Source organism: Budvicia aquatica DSM 5075 = ATCC 35567, from assembly GCF_000427805.1.
Lineage (GTDB): Bacteria > Pseudomonadota > Gammaproteobacteria > Enterobacterales > Enterobacteriaceae > Budvicia > Budvicia aquatica.
In genome coordinates, this window is record NZ_ATYS01000010.1 from 57,860 (window position 1) to 75,563 (window position 17,704).

Here is a 17,704-nt window from a genome sequence, read left to right on the forward strand (position 1 = left end):
TGTTATGTCTCCTGAACGTTACGCCCGCATTCGTCATATGTTAACCACCAGACAAATCGACTTAACGGTCTGTCTGGAACAAGTGCATAAACCCCATAACGTCTCCGCGATTATACGTACCGCAGATGCGGTAGGTGTCCATGAAGTTCATGCCGTTTGGCCGCATGACCGGATGAAAACTCAGGTTGCAAGCGCCGCAGGCAGCAACAGTTGGGTGCAGGTAAAGACCCATCGGGATATCGGCGCTGCCGTCGATCATTTAAAACAGCAGGGGATGCAGATTCTGGCCACTAACCTGTCAGATAAAGCGGTCGATTTTCGCGAAATAGATTACACCCGCCCGACCTGCGTGCTGCTCGGTCAGGAAAAAACAGGTATTACCAAAGAAGCGCTGGCGCTGGCCGATCAAGATATCATCATTCCGATGATCGGCATGGTTCAGTCGCTCAACGTCTCTGTTGCATCAGCCCTGATTCTGTATGAAGCCCAGCGCCAGCGTCAAATGGCCGGCTTCTACAACCGTGAAGCCAGTCCGCTGAACAATGAAGAACAGCAGCGTTTTCTGTTCGAAGGCGGCTACCCGGTTTTGGCTAACGTCGCCAAACGTAAAAATCTGCCGCGCCCGCATATTGATGACCAAGGCCAGATCGTTGCAGATGAAGACTGGTGGGCCGCAATGCAGGCACTTAAGCCTAAAAAGCGAGAGGCCTGACATGCAAGCCCGCCTGCTGGACGCCATTTCGCTGAATACCCTCTCCGGCGTAGGTGCCAGTCAGGCTGAAAAGCTGGCTAAGATAGGCCTGTATAATATTCAGGACCTGCTGTTCCATCTCCCTTTACGCTATGAAGACCGCACCAAACTCTACCCTATCGGCGATTTACTGCCGGGCCTGCACGTAACGGTTGAAGGTGAAGTTATTCGCAGTGATATCGCCTTTGGCCGCCGCCGGATGCTGACCTGTCAGATAACCGATGGAACCGGCGTTCTGACGCTACGCTTTTTCAACTTTAATGCCGCGATGAAAAATAGCCTGTCGCCGGGCAGGCGAGTCAAAGCCTATGGCGAGGTCAAGCGCGGTGCACACAACGCCGAAATTATTCATCCTGAATATCGTATTCAGGGTGATAACAGCGCCATTGAATTAGAAGAATCTCTGACGCCGGTTTACTCCACTACGGAAGGCGTTCGTCAGGCGACTTTGCGTAAGCTCACCGATCAGGCGCTCAAATTACTCGATACCTGCGCCATCAGCGAGCTTCTGCCGCCGGAGCTAAGCGCTAACTTAATCAGCCTGCCCGATGCGCTGCGAACCCTACACCGCCCGCCGCCGGATACTCAGTTAACCGATCTTGAGCAGGGAAAGCATCCTGCCCAACGCCGTTTAATTTTGGAAGAGTTACTGGCCCATAATTTAAGCATGCTTTCGGCCCGGGCCGGAGCACAAAGCTATAACGCATGGCCGCTGAACGACAGCGGTATATTAATCAAGAAAATGCTGGCTGCCCTGCCGTTTAAACCGACTAATGCTCAGAATCGTGTGGTCACTGATATTCAACAGGATATGGCCAAACCCTTTCCGATGATGCGTTTGGTTCAGGGCGATGTCGGCTCAGGAAAGACCTTAGTTGCCGCGCTGGCTGCCCTGATCGCCATTGAAAATGGCAAGCAGGTGGCCTTAATGGCACCCACAGAGCTCCTGGCCGAACAACACGCCAATAATTTCCGCCTGTGGTTTGAACCGTTAGGGATTAAAGTTGGCTGGCTGGCGGGTAAGCAAAAAGGCAAAGCCCGTCAGGAACAGATGGCGGCTGTCGCATCGGGAGAAGTATCGATGATTGTCGGTACTCACGCGATTTTTCAGGAACAGGTTAAGTTTTCCGGGCTGGCACTGGTGATCATCGATGAGCAGCATCGGTTTGGGGTTCATCAACGGCTGGCCCTGTGGGAAAAAGGCGAAGAGCAGGGCTTCCATCCGCATCAGTTGGTGATGACCGCCACACCTATACCACGGACGCTGGCCATGACCGCCTATGCAGATATGGATACCTCGGTTATCGATGAGCTACCTCCGGGGCGAACCCCGGTCACTACCGTCGCTATTGCGGATTCCCGTCGGGAAGAGATTATCCAGCGGGTAAGAAGTGCCTGTAAGCAAGAAGGACGCCAAGCCTACTGGGTTTGTACCCTGATTGAAGAGTCGGAGCTGCTGGAAGCTCAGGCCGCTGAAGCGACCGCCGAAGGTTTGAAACAGGCGCTGCCTGAACTGACTATTGGTCTGATTCACGGCCGGATGAAAGGCACAGAAAAGCAGGCCATTATGCAAGCCTTTAAACTGGGCGAAATTCAGTTGCTGGTTGCGACGACCGTTATTGAAGTTGGGGTGGATGTCCCTAATGCCAGCCTGATGATTATTGAAAACCCTGAACGCCTTGGTCTGGCACAGCTCCACCAGCTACGAGGCCGCGTCGGACGCGGGGCAGTGGCTTCACACTGCGTACTGCTTTATAAAACCCCGCTGAGTAAAACCGCCCAAAAACGCCTTCAGGTACTACGGGATAGTAACGACGGCTTTGTTATCGCTCAAAAAGATTTAGAAATCCGCGGCCCGGGTGAACTGCTGGGCACTCGCCAGACCGGCGTAACCGAGTTTAAAGTCGCCGACTTATTGCGCGATCAGGGCATGATCCCTGAAGTTCAGCGCGCCGCGCGCTATATTCACCAGCAGCATCCTCAGCATGCTAAAGCGCTGATTGAACGCTGGCTGCCGGAAAGCTCCCGATATACCCACGCCTGACAACACACCTTCATCGGTCTTTTATCGTATATTCCTGACGTTATCGCATAAAAATGCCCGCAATATCGCAGGCATAATTAGTCGAGCAATCGGCCATCAAACCAAATAGCTACTCAAGTAAATCAGTTTGCTTAGTCTCTCGGCCCAGAATAATCACCGCGCCAACGGCGATCATGATCGATACGCAAAACAGGGTGAAGATTAGCGTAATGGAACTACCGCTGGCCACCAAGTAGCCGACCATCAAGGGTCCCAAAATCCCGCCAACCCGACCAATGGAAGCCGCCATTCCGGCGCCGGTTCCACGAATGGCCGTAGGGTATTGTTCCGGGGTATAAGCGTATAAAGCGCCCCAGGCTCCGAGATTAAAGAATGACAACAGCATACCGAAGATCAATAACTGACTGACCGTCTCCGCAGCACCAAAAAAGTAGGCAGAAACAGCCGTTCCGGTCAGGTAGGTCGCCAAGACAAACTTGCGCCCGTAGCGTTCAATTAACCACGCCGCGGTGAAATACCCCGGTAACTGAGCCAGCGTCATAATCAACACATACTGGAAACTCTTCACCAGACTAAAGCCCTTAAGCATCACCACGCTCGGTAACCACAGGAACATGCCGTAGTAGGAGAACACCACACAAAACCACAATATCCATAGCATAATCGTGGCCCGACGGTAGTCGGCAGACCATACGTCGGTAATATTTTTCAGTATCGATGGCTTATTTTCTCTGTTTTGAAGCTGAGCAAAGCGCGGGGAATCCGGCAGGCTCCAGCGCAGATAGATGGCATAAAACGCCGGCAAGGCACTGATGGCCATAGCGACCCGCCAGCCGTAATCAGGAATAATAAAGTAAGCAATCAGCGCCGCGGCCAGCCAGCCGAAAGCCCAAAAGCTCTCCAGCAGCACCACAATCCGCCCGCGCTCATGAGATTCAACGCTTTCAGCCACCAGCGTCGAGGCGACCGGGAGTTCCCCGCCCAATCCCATTCCGATGAAAAAACGCAAAACCAGTAGTGCGCCCAGCGTAGAAACCAGTGCCGTCAGGCCACTGCCAACGCTGAACAATAACAGCGTGACAATAAACGCGGACTTACGTCCGGTGCGATCGGCCATTACGCCAAACAGAAAAGCGCCTACCGCCATACCGATAGAGTTAACGCTGCCAATCCAGCCCATTTGCTGAGCGGTTAATCCCCAATCTTGCTTTAACGCTGCCAATAAGAATGACAGTAACCCAACGTCCAGCGCATCAAACATCCAGCCTAGTCCGGCAATGGTTAACAACTTATGCTTAGATACCGTCTTCTGAACTAACGCTTTTCGCTCAGTAGTTGCATGCAACAAAATATTCATCCCCATAGGTAACATGAAGTCCGGATACCATCGTCCCTTGCCTTAAAGAGTCATCAATAATGATTCCCGGACCCAACCTGAAAACGCTTAACCCGCCCCATTGCAGCCAACCTTAGCCACACTTCAAATCATCCACACCGGTTTAGCATAAAACATTTACCATACATTCGCTGTTTAATCAGGCAAAAAACACATCAGTGACAGCGCTTTGGTCATCCTTTCTGACTATTTACCATAATAATCAATGAGTTTTATTGTTGGCTTTTCCATCTTTGCCGGTTATTAGTTATGTAGTAGTATTTCCGGTTATGTGCCACAAGAATGGTTGACCTATTGATGGACCAAGAATATCAACGCTGGCTGTTTACATTTTCCGCTCCGACTGCTGCCCTGAATCTGGAATATGGTGCTTCCTATTTTGCGCCCAACTTCTTCCCAGAAGACTCTTCAATCGATTTAAAAGAGAGCTGGGACATCACCTCTAAACAGGATTTGATCGCAACAGTTATCCGTATGGTTGAGGAAGGCCACGCCGATGAGCTGGCCTATCCTTACTTCTTATGGCATCAGATTTTGCCCGATAGTTGGCAGGCCTTCGTCAACGCACAGGAAGAGCCAAGGCAAATACTGCTGGAGTTTGTCGCTGAAACCGCAGGCATCTGCGGATCCGGTGGCATTCAGGCTTGGGACCTGAGTCGCATGGGATATCTTTGCCGCATCGGCGTATTAAACGGCTGGTTTACTGAGCGGGAAAGCCTGTGGTTTCAAAGCCGTATTGCCAGTCGTGCCCGCCACTATTACGACAGTTGGCAGCAATATACCAACGGCTTTCTGACCGGCCGGGCCTTCTGGCTGAGCCTGAATGAAGAACGCGATCGCTACAAGCGCTATGCCTTACACAACAAAGGTAAACTGGATACTAACGTTAGCGTCATCCGTAACCTGTTCACCCGCCCGGATAGCCCCTACCTTAGCGTTGCTTGGGATATTGAAATAATTGACATCGATAAGCCGGAATCACTCAGCGAGGTTGACTGGTCATGAGCCTGAACTGTTGGGAAATGCTAGGGATAGAACCTACGGACGATCAGGATATTATCCGTAATGCTTATCGAAAAAAACTGCCGGAATATCACCCGGAAACTAACCCTCAGGGGTTTCAGGATTTACGCCACGCCTATGAAGAGGCGAAAAAGGGGATTCAGGCTGAATTTGTCCCTGTCTCAGCGCTGTCGCCCAAAGAAGAATTCGAACAAAAACTGCTGCGCACCGATGAGAGTGAACAACAGCCAGAAGATAGCAGCGAACCTCACCCGGAGCAGGCCGCTATCGACCAGATGCTGGCTGAGTTTGATATCCTGCAAACCCGACCTGACAAACGCTACACCCCTGAAGGCTGGCATGAATATATTCAGTCATTGGATCTCAACTCATTTGAAGTCATTGACCAGCTACGCTGGCGACTGCTGAAGAAGTGCTACGACACCGATTGCATCTCTAAGAAATGCGCCTTAATTCTGGCAGAACGGATGCGCTGGAAACAGCGTTTAACCGAGCTGTCAGATGAACAGGCGCATTATATGGGCCGCTATTTGGATTTTCTGGAAAAGGGCGATATCTTCGATTTCGAGATCCTATCAGAGATGAGTCTGGGGGCCCAAACCGACTGTGTGCAGTACTTCAACTACATCCAGTATCTGTTCTGGGAAAAACCCGCATGGATGCTGAAAGCCTATTTGCAGATGAATACCGCAGTCTATTGGCCGGATATCCCTGAACTCAAAGAGCTACTGCCGCGCTGGTATTCTCATGCCGGTTTAGGCTATCAAGAACTGGCTGACTATTGCCTGCAAAGGCTGGCTGATGAACCGGACAGCAATAACTGGCTGTATCTGTACGCTTCGCAGTGCTCACTGGCTGGTAATGACGAGCGCGCTCTGCCCTACTGGATCCGCCTGCACACCAAAGAGCAACATGCCGCCGCCGAAGAGTGGCTGATTACCTGGTGTCTGAACCATTCACCGGAACGTTTACCCTTGCTGATTCAGGCGTTTGATCGCCCGCAATATGCCTCAGCTCAAGGGGTGAATATTGATGCGATGGAACAGAATTACATTACCCCGACGCAAACGACAACAACCTTAGCTCGCTGGGGCTTGGCGGCTCAGTCTGAATTACCTCAACTGGCACAGGATTACGTCGCATGGCGGCTAAGTGATTCACTGCAACACAAAATTCTGCGGCACTTAATACAGGATGACGGCTCGGACCCGCTGCTGCGTTATTATCGCCATGCCAGTATGCTGACGCTGGGTGAGGAGAGGTTGTTACAGCAAATTCTGGATGAAAAAAGACCTTCAGATCCGCTGGATGCACTAATCCTTAAAGGGCTGAAACATCAGGCTCAGCAAAGGTTAACCTGGCTACAAACCTCTGCCGTGGTCTCTATTTTCACCAGCTGGCTATATGAACGGCATTTGGGCACCCTGCCGGATATTTTCAGCGATCGCAATTCAGATGCCTATCGTCAGTGTATTAACTGGCTGGCGCAGCGCCGTTGGATGAGCCCTAAAGAACTGGAACGGCTCTATCAGTGTGAACTGTTTTCGGATAATTTAGATATCAGCTATGACTGGATCTGCTTTATTGCGCTCAATAACAATACCCTGTTGCCACAACCGGATGAGCACGAAGACTATTGGGAATGGTGCCGCCGCAGTTATCTACTGGTGCTACTGTTAGAGAAACCGGCTGAATCTCTTGAGATGATTCATCAAATAGAACGCTTAAATCTTCCCCAAGAGCATCCGGCCTATGTGTTCTATCAGCTGATTAAATCTCTTAATCCGACCCAAGGCGATCTGGTACATCAGTATCGGGATAAACTGCAGCTCAGCAATATCCTGCAGTATCATTCATGGACTCGTTTACCGATTACGCCGGAAAACTTCCTCGACAGCGAGCAGGTGACCATCTCTTATTCTACCGACCACTTCTACATGACCAGCCAAGAGTGGCGCGAAAGAATATGGGCTACGCCGGCCTTAAGCCAAATGATTTTCTATGCTGCCTGCGGTTATCACGGAATCAATAGCCGGACCGACCGCTTTACTCAGCTAATAGAAGAGATTGAGCCGGGCGGCGAAGAAGACAAAGATCTGAAGAAAGCCCTGCTGAATTCCAAGCCGTTTACCTTATCAAAACACGGCAACAAAACGTTCTTATCTGCACTGGCTGATGCCATTATCAGACTGAATAATGATGTACACCGTACACTTTCCGAAGCACAGAAAAAAATATTACTCGACGGGCAGTCAAACGTTGAACAGGATATCGCACTGCGCTTAGCGGCGAAGATGATGTTACTGACGTCTTCTTCGCGCTCAAAACAGACCGGTAAGGCAAGCCATAGCCAGCCGAGCAAAGTCTGGGAGTTCTGGCGCTTAAACTCACGGCTCAACCGTACCGGATTTGCGGCTCAATTAGTCTTAGGTTCCCTTGCCTCCTTTATCTTGGCATATTTAATGAGTCGCTCAAGTAGCGCCGTCAGCGGGCAGCTATTGCTGTTGGTTTATTTACTGGTAAACGCACTGAGTGCACAAATCCGGCGGTTAAATGATTTAGATTATGCAACACCCGTTAAGATTGGTTTGATATTGATAAGCATTGTATTTCCACCGGTCATATTATTTCTGTTATTTAAGCAGGGCGTGCCCTCAGCCACTAAGGCCGGACCACCGGCCAGCGGATGGTTTAATCGTTCATAGGGATAAGCGCCTGTTGGTTTAATTTAATCAAGAAGGGCCCGGCAACGGGCTCTAAGAGGCAGCGATGAACAAAACCTACAGAATTGCCGCTATTCCCGGCGACGGTATCGGCAAAGAAGTGTTACCCGAAGGTATTCGCGTTTTAGAAGCGGCAGCTAAACGCTGGAACCTCAATTTATCCTTTGAAACCTTTGAATGGGCCAGCTGTGACTATTACCAGACTCACGGGCAGATGATGCCCGATGACTGGTTTGAGCAGCTCAAATCATTTGATGCTATCTATTTCGGTGCCGTTGGCTGGCCGGAAAAGGTACCGGACCATATCTCTCTCTGGGGCTCACTGCTTAAGTTTCGCCGAGAGTTCGATCAATACGTTAACCTGCGCCCGGTGCGCCTGTTCCCCGGAGTCCCCTGTCCGCTGGCGGATAAAAAGCCCGGAGATATTGATTTTTACGTGGTGCGTGAAAATACCGAAGGGGAATACTCTTCCCTCGGCGGCAGGATGTTTGAGGGAACCGAGCGCGAGTTTGTCGTTCAAGAGTCAATTTTCAGCCGCCATGGCGTTGACCGCATTCTGAAATATGCCTTTGAGCTAGCCCAAACGCGCCCGCGCCGGAAACTGACTTCAGCCACTAAGTCTAACGGTATGGCAATCAGTATGCCCTATTGGGACGAGCGCTTAGCCCTGATGGCTGAAAACTACCCGGATATCAGCTGGGATAAACAACATATTGATATTCTTTGCGCCCGTTTTGTCCTAACGCCGGAACGTTTTGACGTGGTCGTCGCATCAAATCTGTTTGGCGATATTCTGTCAGACCTCGGCCCGGCATGCGCAGGGACTATCGGCATTGCTCCGTCGGCTAACCTGAATCCAGAACGTAACTTCCCGTCGATGTTTGAACCGGTTCACGGTTCTGCCCCGGATATTTACGGCCAGAATATTGCCAATCCAATTGGCATGATCTGGACCGGTGCCATGATGCTAAGCTTCTTAGGCCAGGGCGATGAGCGTTATCAGGCAGCCCATGACGGTATTATGTCGGCCATTGAACAAACCATCGCTCAGGGCCAATGTACCCGCGACTTAGGCGGAACGGCATCGACTCAGGAAGTCGGGGAATCGATAGCTCGATATTTGTAATTATTAATATTCCGGTCCATGGTTAATGGGGTGGTTGTACGCCACCCCAGAATCTCAACCGTTTTATCTGCGCTTTGTGTACTTACTTTTATACCCGTTGCCGTATCCACTATTCCTTTCAAAAGTCGGCTCTCAGGCTTTACCGGCGACGGAAACTGACGGAGGTCATCACCATGCAATTAACCGATCAATCGCTGTTTAAACAGCAGGCTTTTATTAACGGTATCTGGCTTGATACCGGAAGTGGCAACCACATTGATGTGACTGACCCGGCCACCGGCCAAACGCTGGGGCAGATTCCCGATATGGATGAAAATGACACGCTAATGGCAGTGGAAGCCGCGCGCCTTGCCCTTCCCGGCTGGAAAACCATGCCGGCCCAAAAACGCGCTTCGCTGCTGCGTAAATGGTTTGATCTGATGCTGGAGCACAGCAAAGACTTAGCCATGATAATGACCCGTGAACAGGGAAAACCGCTGGCAGAAGCCGAAGGCGAAGTCCGTTATGCCGCCTCCTTTATCGAATGGTTTGCCGAACAGTGTAAACGAACCAATGGTGACGTTATTCCTTCACCTTCGCCGGATAAGCGGCTGATGGTGATTAAACAAGCCATCGGCGTGTGCGCTGCCATTACGCCGTGGAACTTTCCGGCAGCAATGATTACCCGTAAAGCCGGTCCGGCTCTGGCAGCGGGTTGTACCATGGTACTCAAACCCGCCAGCGAAACGCCTTATTCTGCACTGGCAATGGCCGAACTGGCCCGCAGAGCAGGAATTCCGGCGGGCGTATTTAACGTTGTTACCGGTAGTGCCAGCCAAATCGGCGGCGTACTGACCGCTCATCCAGAGGTACGCAAGCTGAGCTTTACCGGTTCAACCGGCATTGGCCGATTATTGATGCGCCAGTGTTCAGACACGGTTAAAAAGGTTTCTCTGGAGCTGGGCGGCAACGCCCCGTTTATTGTCTTTAACGATGCCGATATTCCGGCGGCGGTTGAAGGTGCCATCGCCGGGAAATTCCGTAACGCCGGGCAAACCTGTGTCTGCGTCAACCGTTTCTACATTCATCGTGATGTGTATAACCAGTTTGCCGAGCTGTTTACCCGCAGAGTGCGCGAACTTAAGGTCGGTAGCGGTTTGGAGAGCGGCGTGGATATCGGGCCGCTAATCCACCAAAAAGCGGTAGATAAAGTCAGCGAGCTGACTGCCGACGCCATTTCCCGCGGAGCAGAGGTATTAACCGGTGCCGAGCCGCATCCGCTGGGCGGCAACTTTGTCACCCCGACAGTGCTGGGCAACGTCCGCCCCGGATCTAAACTGCTGGAAGATGAAATTTTTGGCCCGGTCGCACCGCTGGTCGTCTTTGATGATGAAGATGAAGTTATCCGGCTGGCTAACGATACTATTTACGGCCTTGCCAGTTATTTTTATAGCAACAACCCGGCCCGAATCTGGCGGGTCAGTGAAGCGCTGGAATACGGTATGGTCGGTATCAATACCGGTCTGATCTCTAATGAAGTCAGCCCGTTCGGCGGCGTTAAGCAGTCAGGGCTTGGCCGGGAAGGTTCCGAATACGGCATTGATGACTATTTAGAACTGAAGTATTTGTGTCAGGGCAATTTGGGTTAGAAACACAGGCGCCTGAATAGCATTACGGCCAAGTTCAAGTGCTGGATCCCCCGTTTTCACGCGCTGCTGTCCGGGATAAATAGAGTCCACTTCAACCAATTGATGACAAAATGATTCAATTTAGTTTTATCGTAAATTTCGTCCGCAAAAAGAATGTCGAAATATAATCTTTTTCTAGCGGCCGAGGGGCGATATTTTTAAGCACAATGGGCTCCGGCCCTACCTTTCCTACGGGCGACCCGGCGGCTTTCGCCGCTACGCCCCCAACGGACAAAGCCGTAGGGAACGGCATTGAACAACACGGAGTGTTGGCCCAAAGGGCTGGCGGCAGGAAGTAGCCAGTAAAGCTCTCCCTACGTTTGACCCTTTTAAAACCAACATATTGTTGTATTTATCCCGGACGGTAGCGCGTTTTCACGGGGATGACGCCCTTGGGGCAATGGGGAGGATGACTCACGACAGTAGCTGTCATTCACATTATGATTTTGGCTCAATAACTAAAGAGCACGGCCTAATAACCTAGGGACTCAAGCGCCCTCACTCAACCCAATACGCCAGCCGTTCGCCGGGCTGGAGATTCTCACGTTGGTAATAAAAAACCCGGTCAAAATTCACCTTAAAGCTTTCGGCGGTGACGCTAAACGCAAGCCCGTCATCGGAATATAAATCAAGCTTTCTGATATCACCCGCGGGCAGGCCTACGTTCGCCCTGATAAAGTCACTGTCCACATCGCAATACCAATCCATCTCACCCTGTATATAAATCGGGTTTTCGGCAATAATTTCCAGAGTATGGTAATAGGAGCGATCGTTACTCCCACTGATAATTAGTCGCCCGGGGTCATAGCGGAAAATGGAGAAGTCCTGCAGGCCGCAACGTTGGACATAATTTTTAATCATTAATATTAAGTCATGATCACACATCAAATTTGTCTTATCTCCCTATAAAATTAATCTATTAACAATATAAATTGATACCAACCCCGCCAACATCCGCACTAGGAAAATGGCCATCCCCCCTATAAACTACCCGGATTAGCGCCAGCGGACAGGTGAATTTACTCAACCAGGTAACTCTATTATGGACAATACTCAACCCGAACTATTCGATGGCGATATCGGCCCCGTCAGATATACCTTCAACGTACCCGGCCTGTCGTTTGAGCGTTATTGCAAAGGCAGTGCAATAACCATGCAGCCTCTTGAGGCGCCAAGATCCATTTTTCAATCAATCAATAACCTGATTATATGGTTGGTCATTGCTATTGGGGTAATGTTCTCAATCCAGATAGTAACCGAGAGATCGGACAGGACAATATTGGGTGTATACCTGTTTCTTTTTGCTCTACTGTTTTTATTTCCCATTATTATGGGTGTTATAAGTTCTAAACGCCGAACCAAAAAACGATATTCCGATATAGCGTCATGCCTAAACGGATACACCCTAGTCTTAGGGGAGAAAGGCCTAAAATCAGTCACTACCAAGGGAATAGTCATATATCCATGGCTAGCGGTCAGTGATTTGGCTAGCCATAAGGGCATTGATTATATTGCGATCTACCCAAACGGATTTCTGTGGATACCTGAAGATCTTGAGGGCTATAACAGCATTGAAGTGAACGCTTTTATTCTACAAAAGATGGCTGCTGAACCTAACATCGCAGCTTGATAACGTAAAAAAATGCGGCCTTTCGGCCGCAGATATTACATCTTCATCGATTCCAGATAGTCCGCCAGACGCTCTCGAACCAGTACAATTTCTTCTTCTTTTTGCTCGGCCAGCGTGGCATCAAATTCCTGCAACCAAATACCAATTTGGGTACGCATATCACCCAATGACTGGGACCAGGCTCTTTCCAGCCGGGCCAGCAGCGCACGGTTAACCATGGTATCCCGCGGATGAATTTTCAATGATTTCAAACGCTCATGGCTTTCTTGGCGCTGAGCATCAGTAAGGCCAACCGGGTTATGGTCGATAACTTTAGTATGACTTTCACCGGTATCCAGCAGATTAACATCCACCTCAAGCAAACCGTTGATATCGTAACTAAAACGAATATCTATCGCCTGAATCTTACCGTTTGGTTTTACCGGCACTTCAAACTCTTCAACCAGAATATTGTTTTCAACTCTCGGGCTTTCACCCTGATAAACAGCAACCCGAATATGACTTTGTTCCGGATGACCGGTACTGAATGTCTCAACCCGCGAAGTCGGTACTACAGTGTTACGTTCAATAATCGGCGAGAAAAAGCCGGAACTGTTATTTTTATTAACTGCGATCCCCAAGCTATAAGGACAAACGTCCGTCAGGATAACTTCATCAATATTTTCATCACGCAGACGACAGGCGGCTTGAACTGAGGCACCTAATGCCACAATCGTACTGGCATCCAGATGCTGATGAGGTAATTTACCGAACAAACGCACAACCATTCGCTGAATCACACCTAAGCGGGAAGCTCCGCCCACCAGCACCAAATTATCTAATTGCTGGGGCTGCAACCGGGCATCACTCAAAGCCTGTTCGATCGGGGCGCGTAAGCGGTTAAGCAGCGGAAGCCAGAATTTTTCGGCCGTTTTCTCATCAAAGGTGAAATTGTACTCTTGGTCCTGCCAGTTCCAGCTCAGGGTCAATTCCTGCGTAGTTAACTGACATTTAATCTGTTCTGCGGTATCACTCAGGCGGGCCAACGCCTCCGGCGTAATATCACTTTCAGCCAGCTTCCATTCGCTCAGACAGGCTTTCACCAGCGCTCGGGTAAAGTCTTCACCCCCCAAGTAGTTATCACCGGCCGATGAGTGGACTTCGATCAGCGGCAGCGCATATTCAAGCACCGTAACGTCAAAGGTGCCGCCCCCCAGATCGAAGACCAGCGTACGACCAAACTCTTGGGTGTGCAGGCCATAGGCCATTGCGGCAGCTGTCGGTTCGTTGATTAAACGGACGGCGTTCAGCCCTGCCAGTTCTGCGGCAAATCGGGTTTGCTTACGCTGTTCATCACTGAAATAGGCCGGAACGGAGATAACCACGTCACTCACCGGATGCCCGATTAAGGCTTCCGCATCGGCTTTGAGAGATTTAAGCACCAGCGCAGAGAGTTCCGGAGCGCTAAAGGATTTAGTTCCCAACTTAAACTGCTTGTTGGTTCCCATATAGCGCTTAAATAGCGCTGCGGTTTTTTCCGGGTGAGTCGTCATGCGAGACAGTGCCGGGCGGCCGATTAACACCGTTCCGTCTTCGTCCAGGCTAATCACCGATGGGGTCAGAAACTCACCCAATGAGTTGGGTATAAGATGAGGTTTGCCATCTTTCCAAAGGCTGATAAGACTATTGGTTGTCCCTAAATCAATACCAATTGCTGGTATAGACGATTGTGCTCCACTCATGACCCTAACCTCACTCGATTCCATTGCGTTATATCATATCGGGGTAGGGAGTTTGGATCAAACCTATAAGGGGTATTCCGAGCGGCTTTAGGCGACAAAATTAGCGTAAAACCAGACGGATTTTTAAGACATCCAGCAAGCAGGAACCTACTCGGCTAAAATGAGCCATTGCGCAAGCAACCACTCATTTAGCGAAGTAAAACCAAAGGCCGAAACATTGAGTAAACTGGAAACGACAGGCTAAGGCTTGAACGCCTTGGCCTGACTAAAGTTATCCAATGCTATTAAACACTCAACTAGCCCCGTTCACATACTCCATCGCCGCTTCAATCAACAACTGATGATCTCCGTCGTGCCAAGCCTTCACCAACGCGTCAGCCTGCTGGCTCTGCTTGGCGGTCAGCTCATAGCTGGCAATTGTCTCCAGAGTCTCACCTTTTTTCGCCACATAGTTAAGCAGCATAATATTACGCTGTTGGTCATCATCAACAGCATCACATCGCTGATGTATAAAATCGGCGGCCAGGGTCAGAAAAACGCAGTGCAGTACCACCAGCAACGATTTACTCGCCGGGTCGACGTCAATTTCAGGGTGGAACATATTGGCTAAATGGTCAGCGGTTTCACTATCACTCAACTGCAACGCGTTGAAATAGTGCATCATCATCATCGCGATATTTTGCTGAGCCTGATAGATCTGAGCCAGAGAAAGGTAACAGAAGGCCAGAGGTGCAGCGTATTGCTGATAATCCTCAGCAGCGATATAGCGTTCAGCCAACCGTTCAAACAGCGTAATCGCCTTATCCAAGTCCTGCTGATAATATTTACCAAACATGTACATCTGTGCTTCAGAGGCATAGGCGGGCAGATAATCCTGAGCCAGCATTTTGTCGAGCCATGGCTTAGCCAGTTCAGGTTGATCTTTTTCTATCAGATAAAGATCGGTCAGTGCCAACATGCAGGCCAAATCGCCACTTTGTTCAGCCATGCTGATAAGCACCGGTTCTCTGAGTTCAGGCGGCAGATCATAAAGATTATTGAGGTCAATTGAAGCCTGAACCGGGAGGCTGTCCAAGTCATAGGCTTCAACCTCTTGGTCCGATAAAATACGTGCAGCAATCTGGGACTCTGTGGTCATTGTTTATCTTCCGCTAAGCCATATGACTGAATTCAATTTTCTGACCAATATTCTCACCTATTCGGCATAAAACTGCATCCGTCATCCGTCACATTACGCTATTCTTTTAGCTGCTGAATTCACTACAAGACGAAATCCATAAGCCCAAGGGCTTTATGGCGGGAAAATATATGCGTCAACTCCGTATTGGTATTGTCGGTTTAGGCAATATTGCTCAAAAAGCCTACCTTCCGATTCTTAGCCAGGCAGACCACTGGGAACTGAGCGGCGGGTTCTCTCCCGACCAACAAAAGGCTCAAAAAGTCTGTAACAGCTACCGGATCCCCTGCTTTTCCCGTCTCGATATCCTGGCCGGGCAGAGCGATGCGGTATTTGTTCATAGCAGTACTGCCAGCCATTACCAGATAGTCAGCGAACTATTAACGCTAGGCGTTCATGTATATGTCGATAAGCCACTGGCCGAAACCGTAGCGCAGGCCGAACGGTTGATTGAGCTGGCCCGGCAAAAAAACCTCGTATTAATGGTTGGTTTTAACCGGCGTTTTGCCCCGCTTTACCGTCAGCTTAAACAGCAGATGGATCGGCCAGCCTCGCTAAGAATGGACAAACACCGCACCGACAGCGTCGGACCAAAAGATATCGGTTTTACCTTACTGGATGACTATTTACACGTGGTTGATACCGCGCTATGGCTGGCGGGCAGTCCGGCTAATCTACTCAGCGGTAGCCTGCAAACCAACGCGGATAATCAATTACTGTACGCCGAACACCATTTTCAAAGCACCCACACGCTAATCACCACCAGTATGCACCGCCGGGCCGGCAGCCAACGGGAAAGCGTGCAGTCCGTGACTAACGGAGCAATGTATCAGATTGATAATATGAGCCGATGGCAACGGGAAGATGCGCTTGGAATTCTTGAACTACCATTGCCGGGGTGGCAATCAACCCTGATACAGCGCGGTTTCGACGGTGCTATTCGCCATTTTATCTCCGCAGTCAGTAATCAAACTGCAGCCGAAACCTCGGGTGAGCAGGCAATTTATGCTCAGAGGATTATACAGCAACTATTAAAAAACTTGGGCAGCGCATAACCCATTCATAACCTAAGATAAAGATATCCGACGGCAAATTGTCCTCGACCACCAGATGAGAGGGTCCGGTTATGCAACTCCTCCTTGATGCAATTATTGATCGTGCAATTCAACCAAAAGATGGAGTACTACCGACGATTGTCGGTGCCGTTGTACGAGTGTCACTGTGTGGAAAACCCCTTTATCAACGGGCCGCCGGCTATGCGGACCGAGAAAACAAAGTGGTTATGCAGCCGGATACGCTGTTTCGCCTATCCTCGGTAACTAAGCCGTTTGTGGTTGCCGCTGCGGGAGTCTTACTGGAACAAGGCAAGCTCCACCCTGATGACCGGATAACTCAATGGCTCCCTTGGTTTACACCTTTACAGCCGGATGGAAATTTATCGGTCATCACAATTCGCCATTTACTTACTCACACCGCCGGCCTGAACTATGGCTTTTCTGAGCAGCCGGATGGACCCTACCATCAGGCTAAGATCTCTGATGGCGTAGACACCACGCCGCTCTCACTGGAAGAAAACCTTCGCCGTATTGCCAGCGTGCCTCTGCTTTTTAATCCGGGTAGCGCAGTACAGTATTCAGTCGCCACCGATGTGCTCGGTGCCGTTCTGGCCAAAGTTTGCAATGCTGCTCTTGATGACGTTATTCGCACGTTGGTCACTCAGCCACTGGGAATTTCCGACTGTGAATTTACCGTACCCGACCCGGCCCGCCTGGCGGTTCCCTATATTAACCAGCCGAATGGTATACCCAGACCAATGAACGAACTGGAAATTTTGTTCGATGAAGAGGCCGGTATTACCGGAGGTATCAATTTTTCACCTAACCGGGCTTTTGATGCGAGCGCATTTTTGTCTGGCGGAGCGGGAATGATCGGCTCCGCCCAGGGCGTAGAACGCCTGTTACAAGTCTTTCGCACCGATGGTGCCCCGCTGTTTAGTAAACGCACGATGGATCTGCTCCTCACAGATTCAGTGAAACAACAGGAAATGGTACCGGGCTGGGGATTTGCCGCCGGCTGGAAAACATTACGCAACCCACTGGCGGCTGATACTCCTCAGTCACCGGGCACCATCTCATGGGGCGGCGTTTACGGTCACCACTGGTTTATTGATTTTGAACGTAATCTGAGCGTTTTGATTATGACTAACACCACTCCGCAAGGGTTATACGGTACATTTACCAATGATATTTGCGACAGCATATATGCCGCACTAGCCCGTAAAGAGTAGTTTTATGATCAAAAGGTGCGGACAGGCGGCAAGTAAAATCGCCCTGATAAATTGACTAGAAACAGTCATGCAGATGACTAAATGGAGCCAGCGCACCGACTATTTTAAATATAACCAGTATATTAGTTAATTTTTATGGCAGGAAACCGTGTGTAATTA

Annotated in this window: 13 protein-coding genes; 9 read left to right on the forward strand and 4 right to left on the reverse strand. The window is 50.1% G+C overall.

The window, feature by feature from the left end; translation table 11 throughout:
* Window positions 1–4: 4 nt before the first annotated feature.
* Together trmH and recG are read left to right on the forward strand one after the other, a co-directional pair.
* A complete protein-coding gene (gene trmH / locus YWE_RS0106260) occupies window positions 5–712 on the forward strand; it encodes a tRNA (guanosine(18)-2'-O)-methyltransferase TrmH (protein WP_029093750.1) in 708 nt (235 codons plus the stop codon).
* Window position 713: 1 nt separating this feature from the next.
* Window positions 714–2,795: an ATP-dependent DNA helicase RecG gene (recG, locus tag YWE_RS0106265; protein WP_029093751.1), complete on the forward strand. Its 2,082-nt coding sequence runs from the start codon at window positions 714–716 to the stop codon at window positions 2,793–2,795.
* A gap of 109 nt (window positions 2,796–2,904) precedes the next feature.
* On the opposite strand, the gene YWE_RS0106270 is transcribed toward recG, so the two are convergent.
* Window positions 2,905–4,152 carry an MFS transporter gene (locus YWE_RS0106270; RefSeq protein ID WP_051323236.1) on the reverse strand — a complete coding sequence of 416 codons (1,248 nt, stop codon included), beginning with the start codon at window positions 4,150–4,152 and terminating at the stop codon, window positions 2,905–2,907.
* A gap of 336 nt (window positions 4,153–4,488) precedes the next feature.
* Here YWE_RS0106270 and YWE_RS0106275 point away from each other — a divergent pair, with 336 nt between their 5' ends.
* The 4 genes from YWE_RS0106275 (at window position 4,489) to YWE_RS0106290 (ending at window position 10,691) form a co-directional block, all read left to right on the forward strand.
* A complete protein-coding gene (locus YWE_RS0106275; protein WP_029093753.1) occupies window positions 4,489–5,196 on the forward strand; it encodes a DUF1266 domain-containing protein in 708 nt (235 codons plus the stop codon).
* Window positions 5,193–7,919 (forward strand): J domain-containing protein, encoded by a 2,727-nt coding sequence (locus YWE_RS0106280; RefSeq protein WP_029093754.1) that lies wholly within the window; start codon window positions 5,193–5,195, stop codon window positions 7,917–7,919. The genes YWE_RS0106275 and YWE_RS0106280 overlap by 4 nt, the downstream gene beginning before the upstream one ends.
* 64 nt (window positions 7,920–7,983) lie before the next feature.
* Window positions 7,984–9,063: a tartrate dehydrogenase gene (locus YWE_RS0106285; protein WP_029093755.1), complete on the forward strand. Its 1,080-nt coding sequence runs from the start codon at window positions 7,984–7,986 to the stop codon at window positions 9,061–9,063.
* A gap of 173 nt (window positions 9,064–9,236) precedes the next feature.
* Window positions 9,237–10,691 (forward strand): NAD-dependent succinate-semialdehyde dehydrogenase, encoded by a 1,455-nt coding sequence (locus YWE_RS0106290; RefSeq protein WP_029093756.1) that lies wholly within the window; start codon window positions 9,237–9,239, stop codon window positions 10,689–10,691.
* A 537-nt stretch (window positions 10,692–11,228) separates the two neighbouring features.
* Here the strand turns inward: YWE_RS0106290 and YWE_RS0106295 are convergent.
* A complete protein-coding gene (locus tag YWE_RS0106295) occupies window positions 11,229–11,591 on the reverse strand; it encodes a hypothetical protein (RefSeq protein ID WP_227659913.1) in 363 nt (120 codons plus the stop codon).
* A gap of 181 nt (window positions 11,592–11,772) precedes the next feature.
* Here YWE_RS0106295 and YWE_RS0106300 point away from each other — a divergent pair, with 181 nt between their 5' ends.
* A complete protein-coding gene (locus YWE_RS0106300; protein ID WP_029093758.1) occupies window positions 11,773–12,360 on the forward strand; it encodes a hypothetical protein in 588 nt (195 codons plus the stop codon).
* Window positions 12,361–12,395: 35 nt separating this feature from the next.
* Here the strand turns inward: YWE_RS0106300 and YWE_RS0106305 are convergent, their stop codons facing one another.
* Window positions 12,396–14,081: a molecular chaperone HscC gene (locus YWE_RS0106305; protein ID WP_029093759.1), complete on the reverse strand. Its 1,686-nt coding sequence runs from the start codon at window positions 14,079–14,081 to the stop codon at window positions 12,396–12,398.
* Between the two features lie 292 nt (window positions 14,082–14,373).
* The gene (locus tag YWE_RS0106310; RefSeq protein WP_029093760.1) at window positions 14,374–15,219 is read right to left on the reverse strand and encodes a sel1 repeat family protein; all 846 of its coding nucleotides are present in this window, start codon (window positions 15,217–15,219) and stop codon (window positions 14,374–14,376) included.
* A 170-nt stretch (window positions 15,220–15,389) separates the two neighbouring features.
* On the opposite strand from YWE_RS0106310, the gene YWE_RS0106315 reads away from it, so the two are divergent.
* Window positions 15,390–16,313 (forward strand): Gfo/Idh/MocA family protein, encoded by a 924-nt coding sequence (locus tag YWE_RS0106315; RefSeq protein WP_029093761.1) that lies wholly within the window; start codon window positions 15,390–15,392, stop codon window positions 16,311–16,313.
* Window positions 16,314–16,384: 71 nt separating this feature from the next.
* Window positions 16,385–17,545 carry a serine hydrolase domain-containing protein gene (locus tag YWE_RS0106320; protein WP_029093762.1) on the forward strand — a complete coding sequence of 387 codons (1,161 nt, stop codon included), beginning with the start codon at window positions 16,385–16,387 and terminating at the stop codon, window positions 17,543–17,545.
* Window positions 17,546–17,704 lie beyond the last annotated feature (159 nt).